This is a genomic window from Nonomuraea sp. NPDC049607 (assembly GCF_040675375.1).
In the GTDB taxonomy this organism is placed as follows: domain Bacteria; phylum Actinomycetota; class Actinomycetes; order Streptosporangiales; family Streptosporangiaceae; genus Nonomuraea.
Window position 1 is genome coordinate 57901 of the sequence record NZ_JBFAOV010000011.1, and the last position, 20688, is coordinate 78588.

At 69.8% G+C, this 20688-nt stretch carries 20 protein-coding genes; 13 read left to right on the top strand and 7 right to left on the bottom strand.

The features are described from left to right. Positions 1 to 18: 18 nt before the first annotated feature. The 7 genes from AB0J97_RS22560 (at position 19) to AB0J97_RS22590 (ending at position 6626) form a co-directional block, all read left to right on the top strand. Positions 19 to 324 (top strand): putative quinol monooxygenase, encoded by a 306-nt coding sequence (locus tag AB0J97_RS22560; RefSeq protein WP_364091598.1) that lies wholly within the window; start codon positions 19 to 21, stop codon positions 322 to 324. Then, positions 321 to 1277 carry an alpha/beta hydrolase gene (locus AB0J97_RS22565; RefSeq protein WP_364091600.1) on the top strand — a complete coding sequence of 319 codons (957 nt, stop codon included), beginning with the start codon at positions 321 to 323 and terminating at the stop codon, positions 1275 to 1277. Before AB0J97_RS22560 ends, AB0J97_RS22565 begins: the two co-directional genes overlap by 4 nt. Beyond that, on the top strand, positions 1274 to 1879 hold the full coding sequence (locus AB0J97_RS22570) for an SAM-dependent methyltransferase (protein ID WP_364091602.1): 606 nt from the start codon (positions 1274 to 1276) through the stop codon (positions 1877 to 1879). Before AB0J97_RS22565 ends, AB0J97_RS22570 begins: the two co-directional genes overlap by 4 nt. 8 nt (positions 1880 to 1887) lie before the next feature. After that, a complete protein-coding gene (locus AB0J97_RS22575; RefSeq protein ID WP_364091604.1) occupies positions 1888 to 3081 on the top strand; it encodes a low temperature requirement protein A in 1194 nt (397 codons plus the stop codon). A gap of 64 nt (positions 3082 to 3145) precedes the next feature. Continuing rightward, entirely contained in the window at positions 3146 to 3631 is a 486-nt protein-coding gene (locus tag AB0J97_RS22580) for a 2Fe-2S iron-sulfur cluster-binding protein (protein ID WP_364091958.1), read from the top strand. Further along, on the top strand, positions 3628 to 4575 hold the full coding sequence (locus AB0J97_RS22585) for a xanthine dehydrogenase family protein subunit M (RefSeq protein WP_364091606.1): 948 nt from the start codon (positions 3628 to 3630) through the stop codon (positions 4573 to 4575). The genes AB0J97_RS22580 and AB0J97_RS22585 overlap by 4 nt, the downstream gene beginning before the upstream one ends. After that, positions 4572 to 6626, top strand: a complete 2055-nt coding sequence (locus AB0J97_RS22590) for a xanthine dehydrogenase family protein molybdopterin-binding subunit (RefSeq protein ID WP_364091608.1) — start codon at positions 4572 to 4574, stop codon at positions 6624 to 6626. Before AB0J97_RS22585 ends, AB0J97_RS22590 begins: the two co-directional genes overlap by 4 nt. Here AB0J97_RS22590 and AB0J97_RS22595 read toward each other — a convergent pair. Beyond that, entirely contained in the window at positions 6580 to 7491 is a 912-nt protein-coding gene (locus AB0J97_RS22595) for an AraC family transcriptional regulator (protein ID WP_364091610.1), read from the bottom strand. The genes AB0J97_RS22590 and AB0J97_RS22595 overlap by 47 nt on opposite strands. 533 nt (positions 7492 to 8024) lie before the next feature. Here AB0J97_RS22595 and AB0J97_RS22600 point away from each other — a divergent pair. Continuing rightward, on the top strand, positions 8025 to 8546 hold the full coding sequence (locus AB0J97_RS22600; RefSeq protein ID WP_364091612.1) for a hypothetical protein: 522 nt from the start codon (positions 8025 to 8027) through the stop codon (positions 8544 to 8546). Positions 8547 to 8647: 101 nt separating this feature from the next. Here the strand turns inward: AB0J97_RS22600 and AB0J97_RS22605 are convergent, their stop codons facing one another. Next, a complete protein-coding gene (locus AB0J97_RS22605) occupies positions 8648 to 9550 on the bottom strand; it encodes a LysR family transcriptional regulator (RefSeq protein WP_364091614.1) in 903 nt (300 codons plus the stop codon). Positions 9551 to 9738: 188 nt separating this feature from the next. On the opposite strand from AB0J97_RS22605, the gene AB0J97_RS22610 reads away from it, so the two are divergent. Beyond that, a complete protein-coding gene (locus AB0J97_RS22610; RefSeq protein ID WP_364091616.1) occupies positions 9739 to 10044 on the top strand; it encodes a DUF1330 domain-containing protein in 306 nt (101 codons plus the stop codon). Between the two features lie 133 nt (positions 10045 to 10177). Here the strand turns inward: AB0J97_RS22610 and AB0J97_RS22615 are convergent, their stop codons facing one another. Next, a complete protein-coding gene (locus AB0J97_RS22615; protein WP_364091618.1) occupies positions 10178 to 14137 on the bottom strand; it encodes a S8 family serine peptidase in 3960 nt (1319 codons plus the stop codon). Between the two features lie 175 nt (positions 14138 to 14312). On the opposite strand from AB0J97_RS22615, the gene AB0J97_RS22620 reads away from it, so the two are divergent. Then, positions 14313 to 15287 carry a helix-turn-helix domain-containing protein gene (locus AB0J97_RS22620; RefSeq protein WP_364091620.1) on the top strand — a complete coding sequence of 325 codons (975 nt, stop codon included), beginning with the start codon at positions 14313 to 14315 and terminating at the stop codon, positions 15285 to 15287. On the opposite strand, the gene AB0J97_RS22625 is transcribed toward AB0J97_RS22620, so the two are convergent. The 3 genes from AB0J97_RS22625 to AB0J97_RS22635 form a co-directional block, all read right to left on the bottom strand. Then, a complete protein-coding gene (locus AB0J97_RS22625; protein WP_364091960.1) occupies positions 15217 to 16065 on the bottom strand; it encodes an alcohol dehydrogenase catalytic domain-containing protein in 849 nt (282 codons plus the stop codon). The two genes, AB0J97_RS22620 and AB0J97_RS22625, sit on opposite strands and share 71 nt — an antisense overlap. 332 nt (positions 16066 to 16397) lie before the next feature. Then, positions 16398 to 16538, bottom strand: coding sequence for a hypothetical protein (locus AB0J97_RS22630; RefSeq protein ID WP_364091622.1), 141 nt, complete (start codon positions 16536 to 16538; stop codon positions 16398 to 16400). After that, a complete protein-coding gene (locus tag AB0J97_RS22635; RefSeq protein ID WP_364091624.1) occupies positions 16523 to 17002 on the bottom strand; it encodes a hypothetical protein in 480 nt (159 codons plus the stop codon). The genes AB0J97_RS22630 and AB0J97_RS22635 overlap by 16 nt, the downstream gene beginning before the upstream one ends. A 517-nt stretch (positions 17003 to 17519) precedes the next feature. On the opposite strand from AB0J97_RS22635, the gene AB0J97_RS22640 reads away from it, so the two are divergent. Continuing rightward, on the top strand, positions 17520 to 17966 hold the full coding sequence (locus tag AB0J97_RS22640; RefSeq protein ID WP_364091626.1) for a hypothetical protein: 447 nt from the start codon (positions 17520 to 17522) through the stop codon (positions 17964 to 17966). 125 nt (positions 17967 to 18091) lie between these two features. On the opposite strand, the gene AB0J97_RS22645 is transcribed toward AB0J97_RS22640, so the two are convergent. Beyond that, a complete protein-coding gene (locus AB0J97_RS22645) occupies positions 18092 to 18442 on the bottom strand; it encodes a helix-turn-helix domain-containing protein (protein WP_364091628.1) in 351 nt (116 codons plus the stop codon). A 114-nt stretch (positions 18443 to 18556) separates the two neighbouring features. On the opposite strand from AB0J97_RS22645, the gene AB0J97_RS22650 reads away from it, so the two are divergent. Beyond that, positions 18557 to 19369, top strand: coding sequence for an MBL fold metallo-hydrolase (locus AB0J97_RS22650; RefSeq protein WP_364091630.1), 813 nt, complete (start codon positions 18557 to 18559; stop codon positions 19367 to 19369). Then, positions 19366 to 20367, top strand: coding sequence for a zinc-binding dehydrogenase (locus AB0J97_RS22655; protein WP_364091632.1), 1002 nt, complete (start codon positions 19366 to 19368; stop codon positions 20365 to 20367). The genes AB0J97_RS22650 and AB0J97_RS22655 overlap by 4 nt, the downstream gene beginning before the upstream one ends. Positions 20368 to 20688: the final 321 nt, after the last annotated feature.

Sequence of the window (20688 nt, forward strand, 5' to 3'; positions counted from 1 at the left end):
GGCGCCGAAAGTGGGCCCATGACCATCAGCCACGGCTTCCACGCCTCCATGACCGCGCAGCCCGGCAAGGGCGATGACCTGATCGCGGCCCTGCTCGACGCGCCGTCCCTGCCGGACGACGACTGCCTCGTCTTCCTGGTCGGCCGCTCGGCCGGCGACCCGGACACCGTCTACGTCACCGAGGGCTGGGCCAGCCAGGAGGCCCATGCCAGGTTCTTCGCGACCGAGCAGGCCCAGGCTTTCGTGGCTGCGCTGCGGCCGCTGCTGGCCGGGGAGTCGCAGTACACCGATGAGGTTCCCGTCGGCGGCAAGGCCGTCCTGTGAAGAAGGAGACCACCATGGCCCGTCCCGACCTCGACCCCGAGCTGCGCACGCTCCTCGCTGACCTGCCACTCATGTCCGGCCTCGACTCCGAGGTGCTCGCCCAGTTGCGCCTGCTGCCCTCGGTGTCGGTCGAGGAGCTCCTCGAAGGCCGCGCGGCCCACCACCGCGAGCTCGCCGCTCCCGTCCCGTTGTCAATCTTCACTCCTGCCCGGATCGGGCCTGCCCCCGCCCCGTGTGTCTACTGGGTCCACGGCGGCGGCATGGTCATGGGAGATCGCTTCTCGCAAATCGACATCCCCCTGGACTGGCTCAGCCTGTTCGGCGCCGTCGTCGTCTCAGTGGAGTACCGGCTGGCTCCCGAGGCCACCGGCACGATCCCGGTCGAGGACTGCTATCAGGGCCTGCTCTGGGTCGTCGAGCATGCCGGCGAGCTGGGCATCGACCCGGACCGCGTCATCGTCGCGGGAGCCAGCGCAGGCGGTGGCCTGGCCGCCGGGCTCACTCTGATGGCACGTGACCGTCGCGCGCCCTCGATCGCCGCGCAGGTGCTGATCTGTCCCATGCTCGATCACCGCAACGTCACCGTCTCCAGCCGCCAGTACTCAGGCGAGCCCGGAGTCTGGACCCGCGAGATGAACGAGTTCGGCTGGCGATCGGTCATCGGTGGCGGGGAGGTATCCGGCTACCTGTCACCCGCGATCGCCGACGACTTGTCCGGCCTGCCGGCCACCTACATCGACGCCGGGACGGCTGAGGTGTTCCGCGACGAGGACGTCGCCTACGCGAGCGGGATCTGGGCTGTCGGCGGCCAGGCTGAGCTGCACATCTGGGCCGGCGGATTCCACGGCTTCGACGCGCTCTATCCGCAGGCGCATGTCTCGATGTCGGCTCGCCGTACGCGAAATGAGTGGCTTGTCCGCACCTTGGGGTTGTCGGAGGGAGTTGCGCGATGAAGGTCCACGACCGCGTCGCGTTCCTCCATGAATTCGTCCGCTCTCCCTTCACCGTCGGCGCCATCGCGCCGAGTGGCGAGCCGTTGGCCGACCTGATCGCAGCGCCTGTACCACGAGAGGGTGACCCGCTGGTTGTTGAGCTCGGTCCCGGCACGGGTGCCTTCACGGCGGCGATCCAGCGTCGGCTCGACGGACGTGGCCACCACCTGGCCGTAGAGGTCAATGAGCGGTTCGCGCAGCGTCTCGCCACCCGATACCCGCAGGTCGACGTCGCTGTGGCCGACGCCCGGGATCTCCGCGAAGTGCTCGCGGAGCGCGGTCACCACTGTGCGGACGTGATCGTGAGCGGGCTGCCCTGGGTGGCGTTCGACCCGATCCTGCAGCACGACCTGCTCGATGCCCTCACCGGCGTCTTGGGCCGGCACGGCGTGTTCACCACCTTCGCGTATGCGCACACACGCTGGGCGCCGCCGGCCCGGCGGCTACGGCGGGCTCTGGGCGGGCGATTCGAGGAGGTCGTGGTCAGCCGGATGGTGTGGGCCAACCTGCCACCCGCGTTCGTCTATTTCTGCCGCAGACCCCGCGTCCCGGCCCTGGTCTAGGAGCGGCCATGCTGCGCAAGGGCAAGGCCGTTCGCCCGACTGGAGAGGATCATCGGGCGACGCCTTTCGAGCTCTTCTTCGACCTGGTCTATGTCTTCGCGATAACCCAGCTGACCGGCTTCATGGCGGGCGAGCACGACGCCGGCGGCGTGTACCGGGGACTGCTGATGCTGGCCCTGCTGTGGGGCACGTGGTCCGGCTACACCTGGCTGGGTAATCACTCGCGGGCCGACGTGGGTCTGCTGCGGGGCGGAATGGTCGTCGCGATGGCGGCGATGTTCGTGGTCGGCCTGACCATCCCGGAGGCGTGGGACGGCGGGCTGGGCGCCCTCGTCTGGGTGGGCGCCTACCTGCTGGTCCGAGCGGTGCACCTCGCGGTCTACGACGTGGCCGCCCAGGGTGATCCCGGTCTGCGACGCCAGATCGCCATCACCTGGCTGCCGCTGCTGGCGAGCGCGGCCCTGCTGATATCCGGGACCCTACTGGGCGGCTGGACGCAGGTGCTCCTGTTCTCCGTCGCCCTGTTGGTGGACTGGGCTGGGATCTATCTCACAGCCAGGCGCGGACACTGGCGGCTGCACAGCCCGGCACACCTGACCGAGCGGCATGGTCTGTTCATCATCCTGGCCATCGGCGAGTCGGTCATCGCCGTCGGGGTCGGTGCCGCTGGGCAGCCCGCGACCGTGCCGCTGCTGCTCGCGGCCATCCTGGGCATCGGCGTCACGGTGTGTCTGTGGTGGTTGTACTTCGACGTCGCCGCCCACGCGGCTGGGCAGCGGCTCAGCAGGCTGGGTGGGGAGGGGCAGGTCATCCTGGCTGTCGAGGCCTACACCTACCTGCACTTCCCGATCATCGCCGGGATCCTGCTCACGGCGCTGGGCATCGAGGCCGTGGTCGCCCACACCGGCGACGGCGAATCCTTGGGAGTGTTCTCCGCGCTCGCGCTCTACGGCGGCGCAGCGCTCTGCCTCGTCGGACATCTGCTGTTCAGGCTCCGCATGCGCCGCGCATTGGCCTGGCGCTACCTGGTGGTGGCCTGCGTCCTCCTTGCGGTGGCGGCGGTCGCCATGGATCTGCCGCCGCTCGCCGGGCTGGCCGGCGTGGTGGTCATCCTGGTCGCTTTGATCGTCACCGAGAGCAGGAACGGACAAGGACGCGCGAGCTTTGGGGATCGTCCGAACGGTGCGGGGCTGCTTCCGTAGACCTAAGAAAGGAAGGACAGTGACAAACCACCACCACAGCGAGATCTCCCTGCACGTCAATGGCATGGCGCACAGGCTGGACGTCGACAATCGAACGACGTTGCTGGACGCGTTGCGCGAGGACATCGGCCACACCGGCCCCAAGAAGGGCTGCGACCACGGCCAGTGCGGCGCCTGCACCGTGCTGCTCGACGGCAGGCGCATCGTGTCCTGCCTGACGCTGGCAGTGGCCGCCGAGGGTGCCGATGTCACGACCGTCGAGGGCCTGACGGGTGACGGCGAGCTGCTGCCGCTTCAGCGGGCCTTCATCCGGTTCGACGGCTTCCAATGCGGATACTGCACCTCCGGGCAACTCTGCTCGGCCATCGGCATGTTGGCCGAGCACGCGGCGGGTTGGCCCAGCGCGGTCACCACCGACGTAACACCGGACGGCCCGGCACCGGTACTGGACGCGGCCGAAGTGCGTGAGCGGATGAGCGGCAACCTGTGCCGCTGCGGCGCCTACCCGTCGATCGTGCGCGCGGTGCTGGAAACGGAGGCGGGGCGATGAAGGAATTCGCCTACCAGCGCGCGACAGACGTCCGTGACGCGCTGGCAGCGTGTAGCGGCGGAGCCCGGTACCTGGCCGGCGGCACCAACCTCGTCGATCTGATGAAGGAAGGGGCGGAAGCTCCCACGAGGTTGATCGATGTAAGGCGACTGCCGCTCGACGGCATCAGCGAGGCGGCGGACGGCGGACTGGTCATCGGCGCCATGACGACCAACAGCGACCTCGCAGCCCATCTCGAGGTACGGCGGCGCTACCCGGCCCTGAGCCAGGCCGTGTTGGCCGGCGCGTCGGGCCAGCTCCGCAACATGGCCACGGTGGGCGGCAACCTGCTGCAACGGACCCGGTGCGCCTACTTCGCCACGCAGAAGTGCAACAAACGGGTCCCAGGCTCTGGATGTCCCGCGATCGCCGGAGTGCATCACAACCATGCCATCCTCGGCTGGACGCCGAGCTGCGTGGCCACCCACGCCTCCGACATGGCGGTGGCGATGGCCGCCTTCGACGCGGTTGTGCGCTACGAGACCCTCAACGGTCCCGGCGAGATCCCCCTGGCGGAGTTCTACCTGCCGGTCGGGGACACCCCGCATCTGGAGACCGCGCTGCCGCCGGGGGGACTGATCACCGCGGTCATCCTCCCGGAGCGCGCGGCCTCGCCGCGCTCGCGCTACCGGAAGGTCCGCGAACGCGCGTCGTACGCCTTCGCCACCGTTTCCATCGCGGCGGGCCTTGATCTGGAGGGTTCGGTGCGGATCGCGCTCGGCGGTGTCGCGTCACGACCCTGGCGTTGCCGTACGGCGGAAGCCTTTCTCGTGGACCATCCAGGCTGCTTCCGCGCCGCCGCCGAGGCGGAGTTGTCGGCTGCCGAACCGTTGTCCGGCAACGGCTACAAGGTGCCGTTGGCGCGCAACCTGATCGAGATCGTGCTGAAGGAGCTCCAGCCATGAAGGCAGTAGGGGTCGCGCAGCCAAGGATCGAGGGCCCGGCCAAAGTCACAGGGGCCGCCCGCTACGCGGCCGACATCCCGATCGAGGGCCTGGCCTTCGGAGCGGTCGTTCTGGCGACCGTGTCTCGTGGCCGCATCCGGGAGATCGACGTCGGCGCGGTCTGCGACCTGCCCGGCGTGCTGGGCGTGATCCACCATCGCAACGCGCCCCGCCTCAACCCGAAGGCCGGGGGATTCTTCGGCCCGGACGGCCAGTTGCAACTGCTGCAGGACGAGGTGATCCCCTTCGCAGGGCGGCCTGTCGCGCTCGTCGTGGCCGAGACCTTCGAGCAGGCTCAAGCGGCGGCTCACGCTCTGCCGGTGACCTATGACGAGGAGCCGCACGACACGGGCTTCACCGCCGATCATCCGGCGGGCCGCCCGGCGTCGACGATCTTCGACGGGCCCGTGGACGTCGCTGACGTGGAGGCGGAACTGGCCGCGTCCTCGGTGGTGGTCGAGGAGCGTTACCGCACGCCCGAGGAACATCACAGCGCCATGGAGCCGCACTCGGCGACCGCGTGGTGGGATGGCGAGCGGCTGGAGGCCATCGACTCCAACCAGGGACCGTTCGTCATTGCCGCCACCCTGGCCACGCTCTTCTCCCTGAGCCTGGAGAAGGTGCGAATCCGCACCGAGCACGTCGGCGGCGGGTTCGGGTCAAAGGGCTTATGCGGGCCGCAGTTGATCCTGGCCGCGATGGGCGCGCAGCGATTCGGGCGGCCCGTGCGGGTCACGCTCACGCGCACCCAGGTGTTCCTCACCACCGCGATGCGGCCGGCGACCGACCAGCGGATCCGGATCGGCGCCGACGCCGACGGCCGCCTGCGCGCGATCTGGCATGAGTCGGCTTTCGAGATCTCGCCGCTGGTCGAGTACATCGAGGGCTGTACGGAGCTGACCAAGACGCTCTATGCGGCGCGCGCGATCCGTACCCGGCTCACCGCGGTCCCGCTCGACATCCTGCCGCCGTACTCGATGCGAGGACCGGGCGCCGCGCCCGGATCGTTCGCCCTCGAATCCGCCATGGACGAACTGGCGGAACGGCTGGGCATCGATCCGCTCGAACTCAGGCTGCGCAACGAGCCGGCGACCGGTCCGGTGTCCGGCCTGCCGTTCAGCAGCCGCAACCTGGTCGAGTGCCTGCGCGAGGGCGCCCGTAGATTCGGCTGGGGCACGCGTGATCATCGGCCGCGGTTACGGCGGGAGGGATCCGTGCTGGTCGGCACCGGCCTGGCCGCCACCTCGTTCAGCGCCGGGGCCTTTCCTTCATCGGCGACCATCACCGCCGAGGCGGACGCTACATTCACGGTAGCCATCGGCGCCACCGACCTCGGCACCGGCGCTCGCACGGCGCTCACCGCGATCGCCGCCGACGCGCTGGAGGTCGCCACGGAGCGGATCCGGCTCAGGATCTCCGACAGCGACCTCGGGCCCGCCTGGAGCGCCGGCGGCTCTCGGGGCACCACGTCCTGGGCCTGGGCGATCACCGAGGCCGCGGAGAAGCTTCGCGGCCAGGAGTGGCGCGGGACGGTCACGATCGACACGACCCAGTCGCTCGGCGGTCTCGCAGATCGCGAACGCCATGCCTACAGCGCCGTCTTCGCCGAAGTGACCGCCGACCCGGCAACGGGCGAGGTGCGGGTGCGCCGGTTGCTCGGGATGTTCGCCGTGGGCCGGGTGGTCAACCCGCTCCTGGCCCGCAGCCAGGTCATCGGCGGGATGATCGGCGGGCTCTCCATGGCCCTGCACGAGGAGGGCATGCGCGATCCGGTCACCGGTCGGCATGTCAACGCCGACTTCGCCGGCTATCACATCGCTGCACACGCCGACGTGCCCGACATCGAAGCCGATTTCGTGCCTGGCCACGAACCGGGCATCCCCGGGGGCATGAAGGGCGCGGGCGAGATCGGCAATGTCGGTACGGCAGCGGCGATCGTGAACGCTGTCTGGCACGCCACCGGGGTCAGACAACGGTCCCTGCCGATCCGTCTCGATCGCGTGCTGGAGTGAGGCGCATGGCATCCCAACTGGGCGGGACGCCGAACTGGCGACGATACTCACGGCTGAACTGTGACGGACTGTCGTACCCCACGCGGCGGCTGACGGCGGCGATGTCACCGGGGGCCGCGGCGAGCTGGAGCCTCGCCTGCTGGAGGCGGATCTGCTTCTGGAACTGGATCGGGCTCATCGCGGTGGCGGCATGGAAGTTGCGGTGGAAGGCCGAGACGCTCATTCCCGCCAGTTTGGCCACCTCCTCGACGCGGAAAGGCTGCGCGTAGTGGTCACGGATCCACTGGACGGCGCGGGCCATGTGGCTGAGCCTGCTGTCGGGAAGCCCGAACTGGCGCACGATCCCGCCCTGATCACTGGTGATCAACCGCCAGAGGATCTCCCGTTTGACGAGCGGCGCGAGGACGGTGATGTCGCTGGGCCGGTCCAGCAGACGCAGCAGGCGGACAACGGCGTCGAGGAGTTCGGCGGAGGCGTCGCTGACCGCCAGGCCGAACGGCGCGTCGTCGCCGAGGTCCGGCAGGTCGCCTGGACTGACCTGCAGCAACACCTCGGCGATGGCCGTCGGGTGCAGGGTCAACCCGACGCCGAGCCCCGGCAGGTCAGGACTGGCCTTCACGAAATGCGCGGTCACCGGCAGGTCGACCGAGGCGACGAGATATTGACCCTCTCGGTACTCGTACAGATGGTCGCCCAGCGCGAAACGTTTCGTGCCCTGGGCGACGACCGCCATTACCTTGCCATAGGTCGTCGGTGTTGGCGGTCGAGGCTGTTCGGCCTTGAAGATCAGGACATCCTCGATGGGAGTCCTGAGATCGGGTCGAGCATGGCGATTGAGGAGATCGCGCAGCTCATCGAGGGCCATGATCCCATCCAAACACCGCAGAAGGTTCGGCGACAACCGGAGCGATGACACCGCTGGCGACGTACGACATCAAAAGCCGGTGCAGGTGGATCTCTCGCCTCAAGGCCCGGCGAGCACCGGGCACTCAACGGCAGTGCCTTCACGGGTGCGCAGGTCCGATGTGGGCTTCGTACTGCTCAGTGAGAAGTGTCCGTATGACTGACCCGCCAGCTGATCTGTCGAGTTTGATCAGGGCGCCGGTGAGGGGTGGCCGTCCCAGACGCTCCCGCACGTAGCCGACCGTATGCCGGAGGCGAGAGCCAATTCGCCGGTCTCGGACGCCGATGAGTTCGCGGCAGGCCCAGGCCCACAGAGCGGCGCGGTATAAGGGGCCGTCGAGGTAAGAGCGTGATCACCTAGATGTACGCGATAACGATCTTTATCACGTTCATGAGCGATCATGGCGGCGCGACGACCTGGCGAACGTCTCGCCGGGGCGGTGCGCGACTCCGGCACGTTATCCGGTACATCGCCAACGTTACGGGGCGGCCGGCATGAGCCCCGCCCCGAAAGTCTCCGCGCTGCGCGGCGGGCACGTCACCCTCGCCGCGGCCGCCGCCACCTTCCTGGCCACGCAGCGGACGGCGAACCCCAACACTAACCGCGCCTGTTCCTCGGCCATCGACCGCGTCATCGACCGGCTGGGCCGCGACCGGCCGCTGGCGGAGGTGGCCGACGCCGAGATCGGCACCGCACTCGCCGAGCTGTGGGGAGCGAGCGCGCCAGCGACCTGGAACCGCAACCGCGCCGCCGTCGCCTCCTGGCAGTCCTGGTGCCAGACCAAGAAGCACTGGGCCGCACCGTCGGTCCCGGCCGACGCCGAACGCCGCAAGGAGACCGCCGACGAGACCCGCGCCGTGGCCAAGACCACCATCCACCGGCTGCTCTCGCGCCGCGACATCCCCCTACGTGAGCGGGCGCTGTGGCGGATGCTCTATGAAACGGCGGTCAGAGCGGCCGAGATCTTGGCGCTGAACGTCGAGGACCTCGACCTGGAGACCGGGAGCGGCCGGTGACGGCAAGACCGCCGTCGTGGTCATCACCGCGAAGTCCGCCGGGCGCAAGGTCTTCGGCCTCGCCGGCGCAGGCGTCCGTCTCTCGCTTGATCTCTTGCGCGTCAGTCCGGCAGCCAGTGCAGCTCGTGCGCCAGGGTTTTGGCGACGGCACGGATGCGGCGGTGCAGCGGCGACGGCTCGCGTGGGAGGACCAGGTGGATCGTCAGGCTGGGCGCGCCCCGCAGCGGTCGCCAGGTGAGACCGGCCGGTTGTGTCATGACCGCGGCTTCTCCGGCCGGGGCGAGGGTGACCCCGTCGCGCAGGTCGTGCTGAGACATGTCGAAAGAGACTGCGGGAGTGTGGAATCGGGGGTGTGGCCGGGCGTCTCGGAACAGTGCGGACAGCTGATCGTGGATCACGGGGTTGGCCGCACGGTCCGGGAGTCGCAGCGGATACGCGGCCGCGTCGGCGATCTCGATCTCCGGGCGTTCGGCCAGCGGATGGTGCTGCGCCAGCTGGACCCCGACGCGCTGACGCCGCAGCAGGAACCGGCGCACGCCATGGCCCGGCTGTTCACCGCGGGTGATCCCGGCATCGATGCGGCCGTCGGCGACCGCGGGGGAGATCTCCGGTGTCGCCATCGGGACCGCGCCGACCTCCAGTCCGCTGCTGCCGCGCATCAGCCTGTCCACCAGGGCCGGTGCCGTCTCGGCCCCGGTGCTGAGGCTGTATCCGATGCGCAGCGTGCCCAGTTCACCGGCCGCCGCGCTCCGGGCGGTGTCCCATGCCCGGTCCAGCGCCGCCAGCGCGGGTGGCGCGGACTCCGCCAAAGCCGCACCGGCCCTGGTCAAGACGACGGTACGGGTGTTGCGGACCAGCAGGGCCGTACCGAGCTCCGCCTCCAATCGGCGCATCCGGGCGCTGAGTGCGGGCTGTGCGATGCCGATGCGTGCGGCCGCGCGGGTGAAGTTCAACTCCTGCGCCAGCACCAGGAAGTACCGCAGGCTCACCGTATCCGGCGCCACGCGCCCTCCCTGCCGATTGATAACGATCCGTTCTGAGTCTAGCCCGAACCGGTCTTTCCCTCGATCGCCTGTCGAGCCCTAACCTGCGCATATGACGATTCAGCCGACCGCATTACCCGTCGCCGGGATCGATCGATCTGAGTGTCAATTCGCAGTCGGACGTGTCCGGCCGAACATAGGAGGCTTCCATGGCCAAGGGCTACTGGGTCAGTGTCTACCCCGTCATTTCCGACCTTGAGCGGCTGGCTGCCTACGACAAGCTGGCCGGTCCCGCTGTCCAGGCCGGGGGCGGGCGCAACCTGGCCCTCCTCCCGTCCCTTGGCGGTCGAGTCGTCGCCCACGAGGCCGGAATCACGCAGCGCGTCGTTCTGATCGAGTTCGACAGCTTTGAACAGGCCGTCGCGGCATACGAGAGCGAGGCATACCAAAAGGCGCTGGTGGCCTTCCCCGACGGCGTCGAGCGCGACTTCCGCATCATCGAAGGCAACGACTGACCGGCGGGCCCAGCCGTCGCTGAGCATCCGTCACCTGATACGCACACCGTCAACGGCGTCCATGGCCGTCGCCGTACCCTGAGCGCCTCCGGGCGGTAGCGGGGGCAGAATGTTTCTGCCCCCGCTACGGCGGTTACTTCACGGAGTAGGCGTCGGCGAGGACCTGCTGGACGGAGTTGCCGTCCTTGTCCTTCGCCTCGACCTTGATCGAGATGCTGCCCGGCCCGCCGGGGTTCTGCACGAGCACCTTCTCGCCGGCCACCGCCGTGGCAGCCGTCCAGTGCGCGCCCTTGTCGGCGGAGATCCAGACTCCTCGCAGCGACGGCGACCTGCCGCCTTGCGGCTTGACGGTGAAGGTGAACGGCTTGCCCGCCTGGACGGTGTCGTTCTCCGGCAGCCCGAGCCCGTACGCGAGGTGGATCAGCGGCGCCTGGGCGCAGGGCTGCTTGTCACCCCACAGCACCGTGTCCAGGCAGGGCTGCGGGGCGCTGTCGCCCGTCGGACGGGCGGACCGGAACGTCCAGGTGGTCTCGACGCCGGTGCCGGAGTGCTTGCCGGCGAACCCGTCCTTCCACGAGTCCGTGAGCCGGTACGCGCCCGACCCGGCGGGGACGGTGTAGTAGGGCAGGCCCATGTCGTCGTACTGCGGCTTGACCTCGGTGGTGCCGCTGAAGAGGTGGATCTCCTCGGTCCCCGGAGCGCCCTGGTACATGTGGCCCGGGTTGGAGGCGTCGGAGTAGTAGCCGTATCCGAGCGAGGTGAGCGCGCGCAGCCGCAGCCGGTCGCCCTGGCGGCAACCGTCGCAGTAGACGGCCGAGGTGACCCAGTCCGGCAGGTCGGGGCCGGTGGTGAACTGGGAGGGGACGATGGATTCGTTCCAGTCCTCCCGTTCCTTGGCGGCGCCGGCGAAGCCGCGCAGGGAGCTGGCGACGCGAGCCTCGCCCGAGGTGGTGAGGTCGAAGAAGGCGTAGTCACGCCCCCACAGCACGTCCCGGCCGGCCGCGTTGTAGTACTCGGTCCTGGTCGTGGGCCCGGTGAAACTGTGCGAGCCGCGGATGCTGAAGCGCTGCTCGGGGGAGTAGGTGTGGTCGGCCTCGATGAAGTTCGCGTCCGGCCCCCACGTGCCCGCCGGCGGCGGGAACTGCGCGTGGTAGGTGGTCGCGACCTCGGTGAGGTCGCGGGCCTTCGGGGCGAAGTTCAGGCGGCCCGCTGTGGTCCCCTTCATGTAATAGGCCAGTTTGTACTCGAACGGGGTGGTGGGCGTGACGTGCAGGCCTGCGCTCGGGTACGGCTTGCGAGCCAGGGCCTTGCCGAGTTGGTCGGCCTCGCCGCTGTCGATCCACAACAGCGGGATCCTGTTCTGCGCCGCGTAGGCGGGGTCATGGAGGATCCAGGCGAACCGGTCGCTGGTGACCACGCCCGCGGCCCCCGCCTTGATGGCCAGGTCCAGGTCGGCCAGGAAGGGGTCGAGCGCGTCCCTGGCCGGGAGGAAGACGAGTTTGCCGCGCGCGTCCGCGCCGCCGCGCATGTCGTCGCCCGTGGTCAGGCTCAGCCGCCGGTCGGCGGCGAACTTCGGCACCAGCGCGTCGTGCTCGCTGATGTAGTGGGGGTTGAGCCGGAGCCCCGGCACGGCCAGCTCGACCTCGGGAGCGCGGCGGATCTGGTCGAAGAGCACCGTGGACGTGCCCACCGTGGGCGCCTTCCGCACCCGCGTGACCCAGTACTTGCCCCTGTTGAGCACCTGGTAGCTCAGCAGCGAAGCGCTCGCGTACATCTGCCCCGAGGCGGTCGTGCGGGCGGCCATCACGTTCGTGAACACCGGCTCTGACGGGCGCGGCGTGTTCACCTGGATGGGCTCGACGTCGGTCGCGTCGAGGGTCACCGTGGTGTCGCCGTCGAGCTTGATCTCGGGAGCGAGCAGCACGGAGTACTGCATCTGCCGGTCCGGCTTGGTGAACCACGAAGGCGTGGCGCTGAGGGAGTAGACGCCGCCGTGAGCGAGTTTGAGCTCGGTCTCCAGCGTGCCCGGCGTGTCGGTGGTCCGCCAGTCCAGAACGTCCGTGGTCATCGGCTCCCCTTCGAGGAGCGGGTCGGTGTCGCTGACGCGCACGGCGGACAGCACGTTCTGGAGCACCGTCCACTCCGGCCGGCCGACGAACCTGACGCGCACGGTGTCCGTCCTGGCGCCCTTGCGGAACGCGATCGGCGCCGTCAGGCGGGTCGTGCCCGCCGTGGCCGTCAGGCGCCCCTCGTACCAGCCCGGGTCGCCGAGCGTGGGCTCGATGGCGAGGTCCGCGCTCGCGGACCCGCCCGCGGGGACGGTCAGCGACGACGGGCTGAGCGTGGCCATCCCGGAGGGCGGCTGGGCGTCGCCGTGCTTCAGCGTCATGGACAGGTTCAGCGTGACCGGTTCCTTGCCGGTGTTGCGGAAGGTCACCTTCCTGGTCAGCGTCTGGCCGGTGTACGGGTCGCTGAAACCGGCGTAGACCGTCGCCAGGTCGTCGAAGACCTGCTGGGTGACGGCCTGCCCGATGTCCAGCCGCCCGGAGCCCTGGTCGTAGAGCGGGTCGTCGCCCGGCTTCGCGGTGGCCGTCAGAGCGGTCTTGAGCTGCTCGGACGTCCAGTCGGGGTGCTGCGCGGCGAGGATGGCGGCGGCGGCCGCGACGTGCGGCGCGGCCATCGAGGTGCCGGACGCCGCGGTGTAGTTGTCGTCGATCGGGCCGCCGCCCGGGATGCTGCTGCCCGAGCCCAGCGAGGTGCCCGCCGCGCGCGCCGCGATGATGTTCACGCCGGGTGCGGTGATCTCCGGCTTGATCGCGAAGTCGTCGCTCAGGCGGGGACCGCGGCTGGAGAACGAGGCGACCTTGTCGGCCCGGTCCACCGCGCCGACGGTGAGCGCCGAGGTCGCCGCGCCGGGAGCGCCGACGGTGTACCGGCCGGGGCCCGAGTTGCCCGCCGCGACCACGAACAGCGTGCCGTACTGGGCGGTGAGCCCGTTGGCCGCCTGGCTCAGCGGGTCGGTGCCGTCGGTCGGGTTCGAGCTGCCCAGACTCATGTTGACCACCCGGACGTGCTCGCCGGCCGCCTGCCACTGCATCGCCGCGATGATCTCGGAGTCGTTGCCGCTCCCGTTGTCGCTCAGTGCCTTGGCGATGACCAGCTTGGCGCCGGGGGCGACGCCCTTGTACTTGCCGTTCGAGGCGGCGCCGCTGCCCGCGACGATGGAGGCCACGTGGGTGCCGTGGCCGAACCGGTCGGTGACCTCGTCAGGGTTGCCGCCGCCCGGGCTGCCTTCGGGGACGAAGTTGCGCGCCGCGGCGATCATGCCCTGCAGGTCGGGATGCGCGGTGTCGATCCCGGTGTCGATGATGCCCACCTTCGCGCCCGTGCCGTCGTAGCCGGCCGCCCAGGCGGCGGGTGCGCCTATCTGCGTGTTGCTGACGTCGTCGAACGCCTTGACCTTGCCGTCGAGCCACACCTTGCGCAGGCCGCCCGCCGCGGACCTGGCGCTGCCGAGGCCCTGGTCCCGTCCGAGGGACTGCCAGAACGTGGTGGCCTGCTTCTTGTCCACCTTGATCGCGGCGCCGTCGATGCTGTCCAGCACCATCGGCTCCGCGCAGCCCTTCAGCGACCTGGCCTTGCCCGCCAGGTCGCCGGCCTTGGTCTGCGGCGGGTACTGGACGATGAGGGGGATCTGTGCGGACTTGGCGTCCCCGTACCCGTTGGCCGCCAGGTAGTCGATGTTGAACAGTTCCTTGTCAAGGATTCCCTTGGTGACGTAAGGCCCGGCGTCAGCGGGGATCACGTAGTAGCCGTGATCGTCCTGCTGGGCCTGGAACGTCCGCGCCTCCCGGCCGTCGCCGGGCTCCAGGGTGGCCGACGCGCGGCCCTTGCCGTCCTTGGTGTAGGTGACGGTGTCCCCGGTGATCAGCGTGATCTTGACCGGTGGCGTGCCGGTCACCCGCGCGTCCGTCTTGGCGGCCGGGGGTGGCGCGGTCGTCGCGGTGGCCGCTTCCGGCACCGCGACGAGCGGCACGGCGAGTGCGGCTGCGAGTAAGGCCACGAGTCTGCGGCGCCGAGGGGTGGACAGCATGCGCACAACTCTCTCCAGACTGAAAGATCGTCCATCGTCGCCCATACGCGATGGAGATCGTTTCCTCGCTGACCTAATCTGGGATTCAGTCAGGACACAAGAGCGCAGAACGGGCCAAAACCCGCCAGGTGGCGGTAACCCGCCGCCTCTTCGCCGGGAGAAGGGGAAGCCGTCGATGCTCGAAGCGATCGGCCTCTCACCGGCCGAGAGCCGTCTGTACGCGACGCTCGTCGAGAACCCGCGATCGTCCGCCGACGAGCTCGCCACCCAGTGCGGGATCTCGCCGCTGCTCGCGGGCCGTACGCTGGCGGCCTTCGCGCGGCGCGGCCTCGCCAGCAGGCTGCCGGGCCGCCGCGCCCGTTATGTCGCCGTCGCTCCCGACATCGCCATCAGGCCGCTGCTCGCCCGTCACGAGGAGGAGCTTCACCAGGTACGTACGGCCATCAGTGAGCTGACCAGCGCGTTCAACCTGGCCTCCCGCTACGCGACGCATCCGGCCGAGCAGGTGGAGGTCATCACGGGGACCGACAACATCGTCAACAGGGCGTACGCGCTGCAGGACAGCGCCCAGGTCATGTTCCGCAACATCGACAAGCCCCCGTACGCCATGCGCGGTCACGGCGACAACGTCGCGCGCGAGCGGCACATGCTCAAGTCGGGCATCGACTACCGCACCGTGTACGACCGGGAGGCCCTGGAGGTCCCCGGCAAGTTACGCCTCATCCAGGAGTCCATCGCCCACGGGGAGAAGGCCCGCGTGGTGGCCGAGGCGGCGGCCAAGATCTGGATCGCCGACGACGCGCTCGCGCTGATCCCCATCCGCAACAGGTCCAACTCCATCGACGCGGCGTTCATCCTGCACCAGTCGGCCCTGCTCGACGCGCTGATCGCGTTGTTCGAACGGGAGTGGCAGCGGGCGTTGCCCTTACGCGCCGCCCCCCGACCCGCCGCGCACACCGATGAGCTCGACGAGCTGACCAGGGAACTGCTCGGGCTGCTCGCGGGCGGCCTGACGGACGAGGCCATCGCGCGGGCACTGGGGCTGGGGCTGCGTACCGTACAGCGCCGCATCCACGCCGTCATGCGCGACCTGAACGCCGTGACCCGCTTCCAGGCCGGCCTGGAGGCCCGGGAGCGCGGCTGGATCTAGCTGTCGACCGGGTCGGCGCGTGGGCTCTGGCGCGGCGTTCGTCCATGGCGCGGTAGGCCTCGGCGGCCTGGTCGAGGGGGAGGGCGAGGTCGTGGGAGACGCCGACGAAGCCCACGTGTCCACCGGGCCGCGTGGCACCGATGGCCTGCGTCATCGACTCCTGGGTGCCGACGGCTTCGACGACGCTGTGCGCGCCGAGCCCGCCGGTGAGCTCCTTGATCCGGGCCACGCCCTCGTCGCCGCGTTCGGTGACGATGTCGGTGGCGCCGAACCGCAGGGCCAGGTTCTGGCGCGGCTCGTGGCGGCTCATCGCGATGACACGTTCCGTGCCGAGCTGCCTGGCGGCCGGCACCGCGCACAGGCCGACGGCCCCGTCGCCGACGACCGCGACGGTCCTGCCAGGTCCGGCCTCTGCGGCGACGGCGTACTCGGCCTGGGTGCCGATCGCGCCCATGAGGACGCGGTGGACGCAGGCGCTCTGGTAGCCCGAGCGGCAGATCTCGCAGGTGTTGTCGGAGGCGCAGAACGAGCCGACCACGAACTGGCCCGGCTTGATCGTGGTGACCTCGCTGCCGACCTCCTCGACGACGCCGACGTATTCGTGGCCCATCGGAGCCGGCCCGTCGAGCTTCCGGATCCCGCGGTAGGGCCACAGGTCCGAGCCGCACACGCACGCCGCGGTCACGCGGATGATCGCGTCGGTGGGTTGGACGATCGCCGGGTCCGTCCGCTCGTCGACACGGACGTCACCGGGGGCATGCAGGACTACGCCACGTATATGAATTTCCTTCGGAAGTCGTTGAAACCGGGCCAGGAGCGCGTCGAGCACCGGGCGGTCCCACTGCTCCTGTTTCCGGACCTGGGCCCGACCGGCTCCGTCCTCGGAGAAGCCAGGGCATCCGCAGGGCCTTCCGTTGCCACGGCCCCTGCCCGAGTGCTTTCCAGCCAACCGTCTCGTTCGCACGGGCAGGAGGTCCCGTTCATCGGGGGGACAGCCTCGCCACCAGGATCGCCCCGCAGCAGGCCAGGTTCGTCCCGGCGTGCGCCGTACGGACCGGCCTGACCGAAGGGACGGAACGGGGATGGCCGGCGGCCGTCCCCGGCCCTTTGCTAGATCGCGGCCCTGTCCAGAAGGGCGGCCACCTCATCGGCCCTGAACACGAACCCCTCATGTGACGCGTCCAGGGTGTGCACGTCGTACGGGTTACCGGGTGTCAGGGCGTCCGCTTCGGCGATCAGCCTGTCCTGCATGGCCACCGGCAGTGAGCGGTCGCCGGCCAGGCGGATGTAGGTGCGGGCGATGGTGCCCCAGGTGCCGTCATCACCGCGATGGACTCGTCCGGCTGCAGGATGTTGAGGAAGGCACGGAACTGCTCGTCGCTGACGTCCGCCATGGTGGCGGCCTTGAGCGCGTTGAGCAGTTCCGGGTCCGCGGTGCGGTGGTTGGCCCGGCCGACGCCGAGCCGGGCGGGGTCGCCGACGTTGAACGCGGCCAGTGGGGCCATCAGGTTGCCGGTGAACTCGGGCTCCTGCATGTACTCGATCGGGTCGGCGCGCCGCACGCACGACCAGGCGGAGATGTGGACGAGCCGATCCACCAGGTCGGGGATGACGTTGCCCACACCGCTGATGGTCAGGCCGCCGAGGCTGGCCGCCACCAGCACCACGGGCCCGTGCTCCGCCACGCGCCGGACCACGTCGACGACCGCGTCCACGTTGTCCCGCAGGGTGACGTCGGCCAGCGTGGACGGCTCGGTCGCCCACGCGTCGAGGTCATGGTGGGCCTGGTAGGCGAGCGTTTGCCGGGAACGGCGTGCGGCTGCCGGGTGAGAACGCGACAGGACAAGCCGTGGGACAAGGCCGGCGGTCGGCTGCGGGCGGAACCCATGTGGTGCGCGGCTTGTGCCACCGCACCTGTCCGCGGGGTCGCCTCAGATCGCGCCGGTCGTCGAACGACCGGCGGGCAGACCGCTTCAGCTACGGCGAAGACGGATGAACTTCTCGATCACGCCTGAGAGCGTATCAACGGTCGGCGCCGCGCATGCGTCTGGGATGAGCTGACGCCGCTGTTTCGGCAGCACGTCCAGCCCTACGGCGAGGTACGGCTGGACGCGTTCGGAGCTCATGGCGCGCGCCGTTCGCCGTGCCCGAACCAGGTTGGGCCGTTGAAAGTGCGTTGCAGGCGGTCTGCTTCTCAATGGTGGTCAAGTCCCCATACAAGAGGAGGATCCGATGAACCGCAGCTTGCGTACCCTGCTCGGCCTGACCGCCACCGCCGCGGCCATCGCCCTGGCCGTCCCGGCCATGAGCGTCGCCGCGAACGCGTCGCCGCCCACGCCTTCCGACATCAACAACCCCAGCCACGCCCACGATCTCGCCCGGGCGCGCTCGTTCCTGTTCACCTACACCTTCAACGACCACCTCAAGGTCGCCGGCGGCAACTTCACCGTCGACCGCCGCGTCTTCGTGACCGTCAAGTTCAACAACGGCGTCACGAAGTTCTCCAGGTGGGTGATCGCCCGCACCCACCCGGTCACGCCCGGCGGCGCCGTCTACGTGGAGACGACCATCGCCGCCCCCTGCGCCGGAGGCAAGAACGGCTACGCGCAGGCCTACGACGAGGCCACCCGTACCTGGTCGCCACGACTGCCGGTGACGATCTGCCAGCGCATCGACTGACGGCCGACGAACAGCAGGTGGAACATCTTCGTCCCCCCGGTGGATGAGCCCCAGGTATCCGACCACCTTTCCGCCGCCCCGGGCGCGCTCCTTCCCGAATGCATCACCCGCCGGGCGAGCGCCCCTCAAGGGTTGGTGGGGAGGGTGATCCAGTCCAGCGCCCAGCGGTTGAGGTCGAGCAGCACGGCGCCGAGCGCGGCGCCCTTCTCGGTCAGTCGGTAGTCGACCCGTACCGGAGTGGTGGCCTGCACGACCCGCTCGACGAGCCCGTCGGCCTCCAGATCCTTCAGGCGCTGCGACAGCAGCTTGTCGGTCATGCCGGGAACAGCCGCCGCGATGTCGCTGAACCGCGTGGCCCCGCCGAGCAGCGCGCGCAGCACCGTCGCGGCCCAGCGGCGACTCAGGGTGTCCATCGCCGCGGCGTAGTACGGGCAGTACGGCCGGATGTCGTCAGGATCCAGCTGGCGATGTGACATGACTCACCTTCCAGGATTACTATCTTTTAGATAGCTTCTTGCCTATTGATAGTAGCTTGGCGGCAAGGAGCAAGCATGCCCAAGGTGAGCACAACCGCGGAGCCATCGTATGAAGTGTGGGTATCAGGACAGATCCCCACGAGCGGCACGCTTCCGACCGGCGCGCCACAGCAGTGGTCGCCGCTCTCGACGACGCTCATCCACGGCGCGAGCGACGCGATCCTGGTCGACCCGCCCTTCACCGTCGAGCAGACCCGGCAGGTCGGCGACCGGGTCGAACGCTCCGGCAAGAATCTGACCCACGTCTACATCACCCATGGTCATGGTGATCACTGGTTCGGCGCGTCGCTGCTGGCCGAGCGTTTTCCGGGAGCGGTGGTCGTCGCCACCGAGGGCACGATCCGGCTGATGCACGCCTCGATCAGCGGGCGGCGCCGGTCGTTCTGGGACACGTTGTTCCCCGGGCACCTTCCCGACCTGCGGGTGACCGCCCAGCCGGTGCCGGCCGGGGGACTCGTGCTCGAAGGGCACGAGCTGCGTCCGATCGAGGTCGGCCACAGTGACGGCGACGACTCCACCGTGCTGCACGTACCGGTGCTCGGCCTGGTCGTCGCCGGTGACGTCGCGTACAACAACGTGCACCAGTACCTCGCCGACGGCGGGTTCGACGGCGGCATCGACGCCTGGCTCCACGCCATCGAGACGGTCCGCGCCCTGCGGCCCGCAGCGGTGGTGGCCGGGCACAAGGATCCGGATCGCCCGGACGATCCACGCATCCTCGACGAGACCGCCGAATACCTGCGGACCGCTCTTGAGGTGGTCGCCGCCAAGCCCACCCCCCGGGCGTTCTTCGACGAGATGACCCAGCGCTACCCGGACCGCCTCAACCCGGGCACCGTCTGGCTCAACGCGCAGCGGCCGGCATGATGCGCGCCGTACGGGTCCACGAGTTCGGCGGCCTGGAGAACCTGCGGATCGACCAGGTGCCGCGACCGACGCCGGACGACGCCGAGCTGCTGATCCAGATCACCCGTGCCGGGGTGAGCCCACTCGACGACAAGGTCCGCAACGGTGTGCTGCCCCCGTCGATGCGCAAACCGCTGCCGCTGGTCCCCGGCGCCGGCGCCGTGGGCCGGGTGATCGACCCCGGCGCCTCCGGACCCGCGCCCGGGACGCGCGTCCTGCTGTGCGGCTGGGGCTACGGGACGAAACTCGACGGCACGTGGCGGGAAGAGGCGGCCGTCCCGTCCAGCCACCTCGTTCCCATCCCGGAGCAGGTCGGCGATGACGAGGCCGCGGCCCTGGCGGCCGGTGCGGGATATCTGACCGCCTGGTTGGCGCTCACTGCAGTCGCCCGCGTCCAGCCGGGGCAGGTCGTGCTGGCGCCCGGCATCTACGGCGCGGTGGCCTCGGCCGCGGCGCAGGTGGCCCCGCTCCTCGGCGCCTCCAGGGTCATCTCCACCGCCCGCGGCGCTGACCGTCTCGCGGCGCTCCCGCAGACCGACGGCCTCGACGTCATCGACCTCGAAACCGAAACACTGGCCTCCGGCGTCGCCCGGCTGACCGACGGCGCCGGCGTGGACGCCGTCCTCGACGGTCTCGGCGGCGACCTCATCGGTCAGGCGCTCGGTGCGTTGCGTCAGGGCGGGGTCGTGGTCAGCATCGGATACACGGCCGGCACCAAGGCGGCCATCGACGTCACCGACCTGATCTGGAAGACCGCCCGGCTCGAAGGATTCCTGTTCACCGCGTTCGCCCAGCAGGAACTCGCCGACGCCTACGGCACCCTGCTCGGGCATCTGGCCGCAGGCGCCCTGCGACCGGCGATCGACCGGATCTATCCGCTGGAGCAGGCCGCCGAGGCACAGCGCCGGGTCGTCGAGGACCGCCCGATCGGCAGAGTCTTCCTCGACCCCCAGGCGTAGAAGGGCCTTCGAGGAGGCTGAGTGCCGGAATCAGCGGTAGCGGCCTGGGGCTTCTTCGCCTGTCCGCGAGCCGTGACGTGACGGCCGTGACCTCCCACAGCTCCGGCCGGCCGGGTCCGACCGGACGGCGCCAGGACCTCGGTGACCTTGGCGATGGCTTCACGTAGCGCCCGGTGGTGCGGGGGTTTACCCGTGATGAGCTGCAGCGGGATCCTCGACCCCGGGACGGCCCAGGTGGCGATCCGGTCCCGGTTGGTCGGTTCCGGGTCGCGCGGCCTCGGCAGTCCGGTCCGGCGGCCTCCGTGGCGTCGGACCGGACCT

Bases quoted from the DNA above. Each gene is read 5' to 3' on its own strand.
- AB0J97_RS22560 (WP_364091598.1), top strand. From the start codon at position 19: ATGACCATCAGCCACGGCTTCCACGCCTCCATGACCGCGCAGCCCGGC.
- AB0J97_RS22570 (WP_364091602.1), top strand. From the start codon at position 1,274: ATGAAGGTCCACGACCGCGTCGCGTTCCTCCATGAATTCGTCCGCTCT.
- AB0J97_RS22575 (WP_364091604.1), top strand. From the start codon at position 1,888: ATGCTGCGCAAGGGCAAGGCCGTTCGCCCGACTGGAGAGGATCATCGG.
- AB0J97_RS22580 (WP_364091958.1), top strand. From the start codon at position 3,146: ATGGCGCACAGGCTGGACGTCGACAATCGAACGACGTTGCTGGACGCG.
- AB0J97_RS22585 (WP_364091606.1), top strand. From the start codon at position 3,628: ATGAAGGAATTCGCCTACCAGCGCGCGACAGACGTCCGTGACGCGCTG.
- AB0J97_RS22590 (WP_364091608.1), top strand. From the start codon at position 4,572: ATGAAGGCAGTAGGGGTCGCGCAGCCAAGGATCGAGGGCCCGGCCAAA.
- AB0J97_RS22595 (WP_364091610.1), bottom strand. From the start codon at position 7,491: ATGGCCCTCGATGAGCTGCGCGATCTCCTCAATCGCCATGCTCGACCC.
- AB0J97_RS22600 (WP_364091612.1), top strand. From the start codon at position 8,025: ATGAGCCCCGCCCCGAAAGTCTCCGCGCTGCGCGGCGGGCACGTCACC.
- AB0J97_RS22610 (WP_364091616.1), top strand. From the start codon at position 9,739: ATGGCCAAGGGCTACTGGGTCAGTGTCTACCCCGTCATTTCCGACCTT.
- AB0J97_RS22615 (WP_364091618.1), bottom strand. From the start codon at position 14,137: ATGCTGTCCACCCCTCGGCGCCGCAGACTCGTGGCCTTACTCGCAGCC.
- AB0J97_RS22620 (WP_364091620.1), top strand. From the start codon at position 14,313: ATGCTCGAAGCGATCGGCCTCTCACCGGCCGAGAGCCGTCTGTACGCG.
- AB0J97_RS22630 (WP_364091622.1), bottom strand. From the start codon at position 16,538: ATGCAGGACAGGCTGATCGCCGAAGCGGACGCCCTGACACCCGGTAAC.
- AB0J97_RS22640 (WP_364091626.1), top strand. From the start codon at position 17,520: ATGAACCGCAGCTTGCGTACCCTGCTCGGCCTGACCGCCACCGCCGCG.
- AB0J97_RS22645 (WP_364091628.1), bottom strand. From the start codon at position 18,442: ATGTCACATCGCCAGCTGGATCCTGACGACATCCGGCCGTACTGCCCG.
- AB0J97_RS22655 (WP_364091632.1), top strand. From the start codon at position 19,366: ATGATGCGCGCCGTACGGGTCCACGAGTTCGGCGGCCTGGAGAACCTG.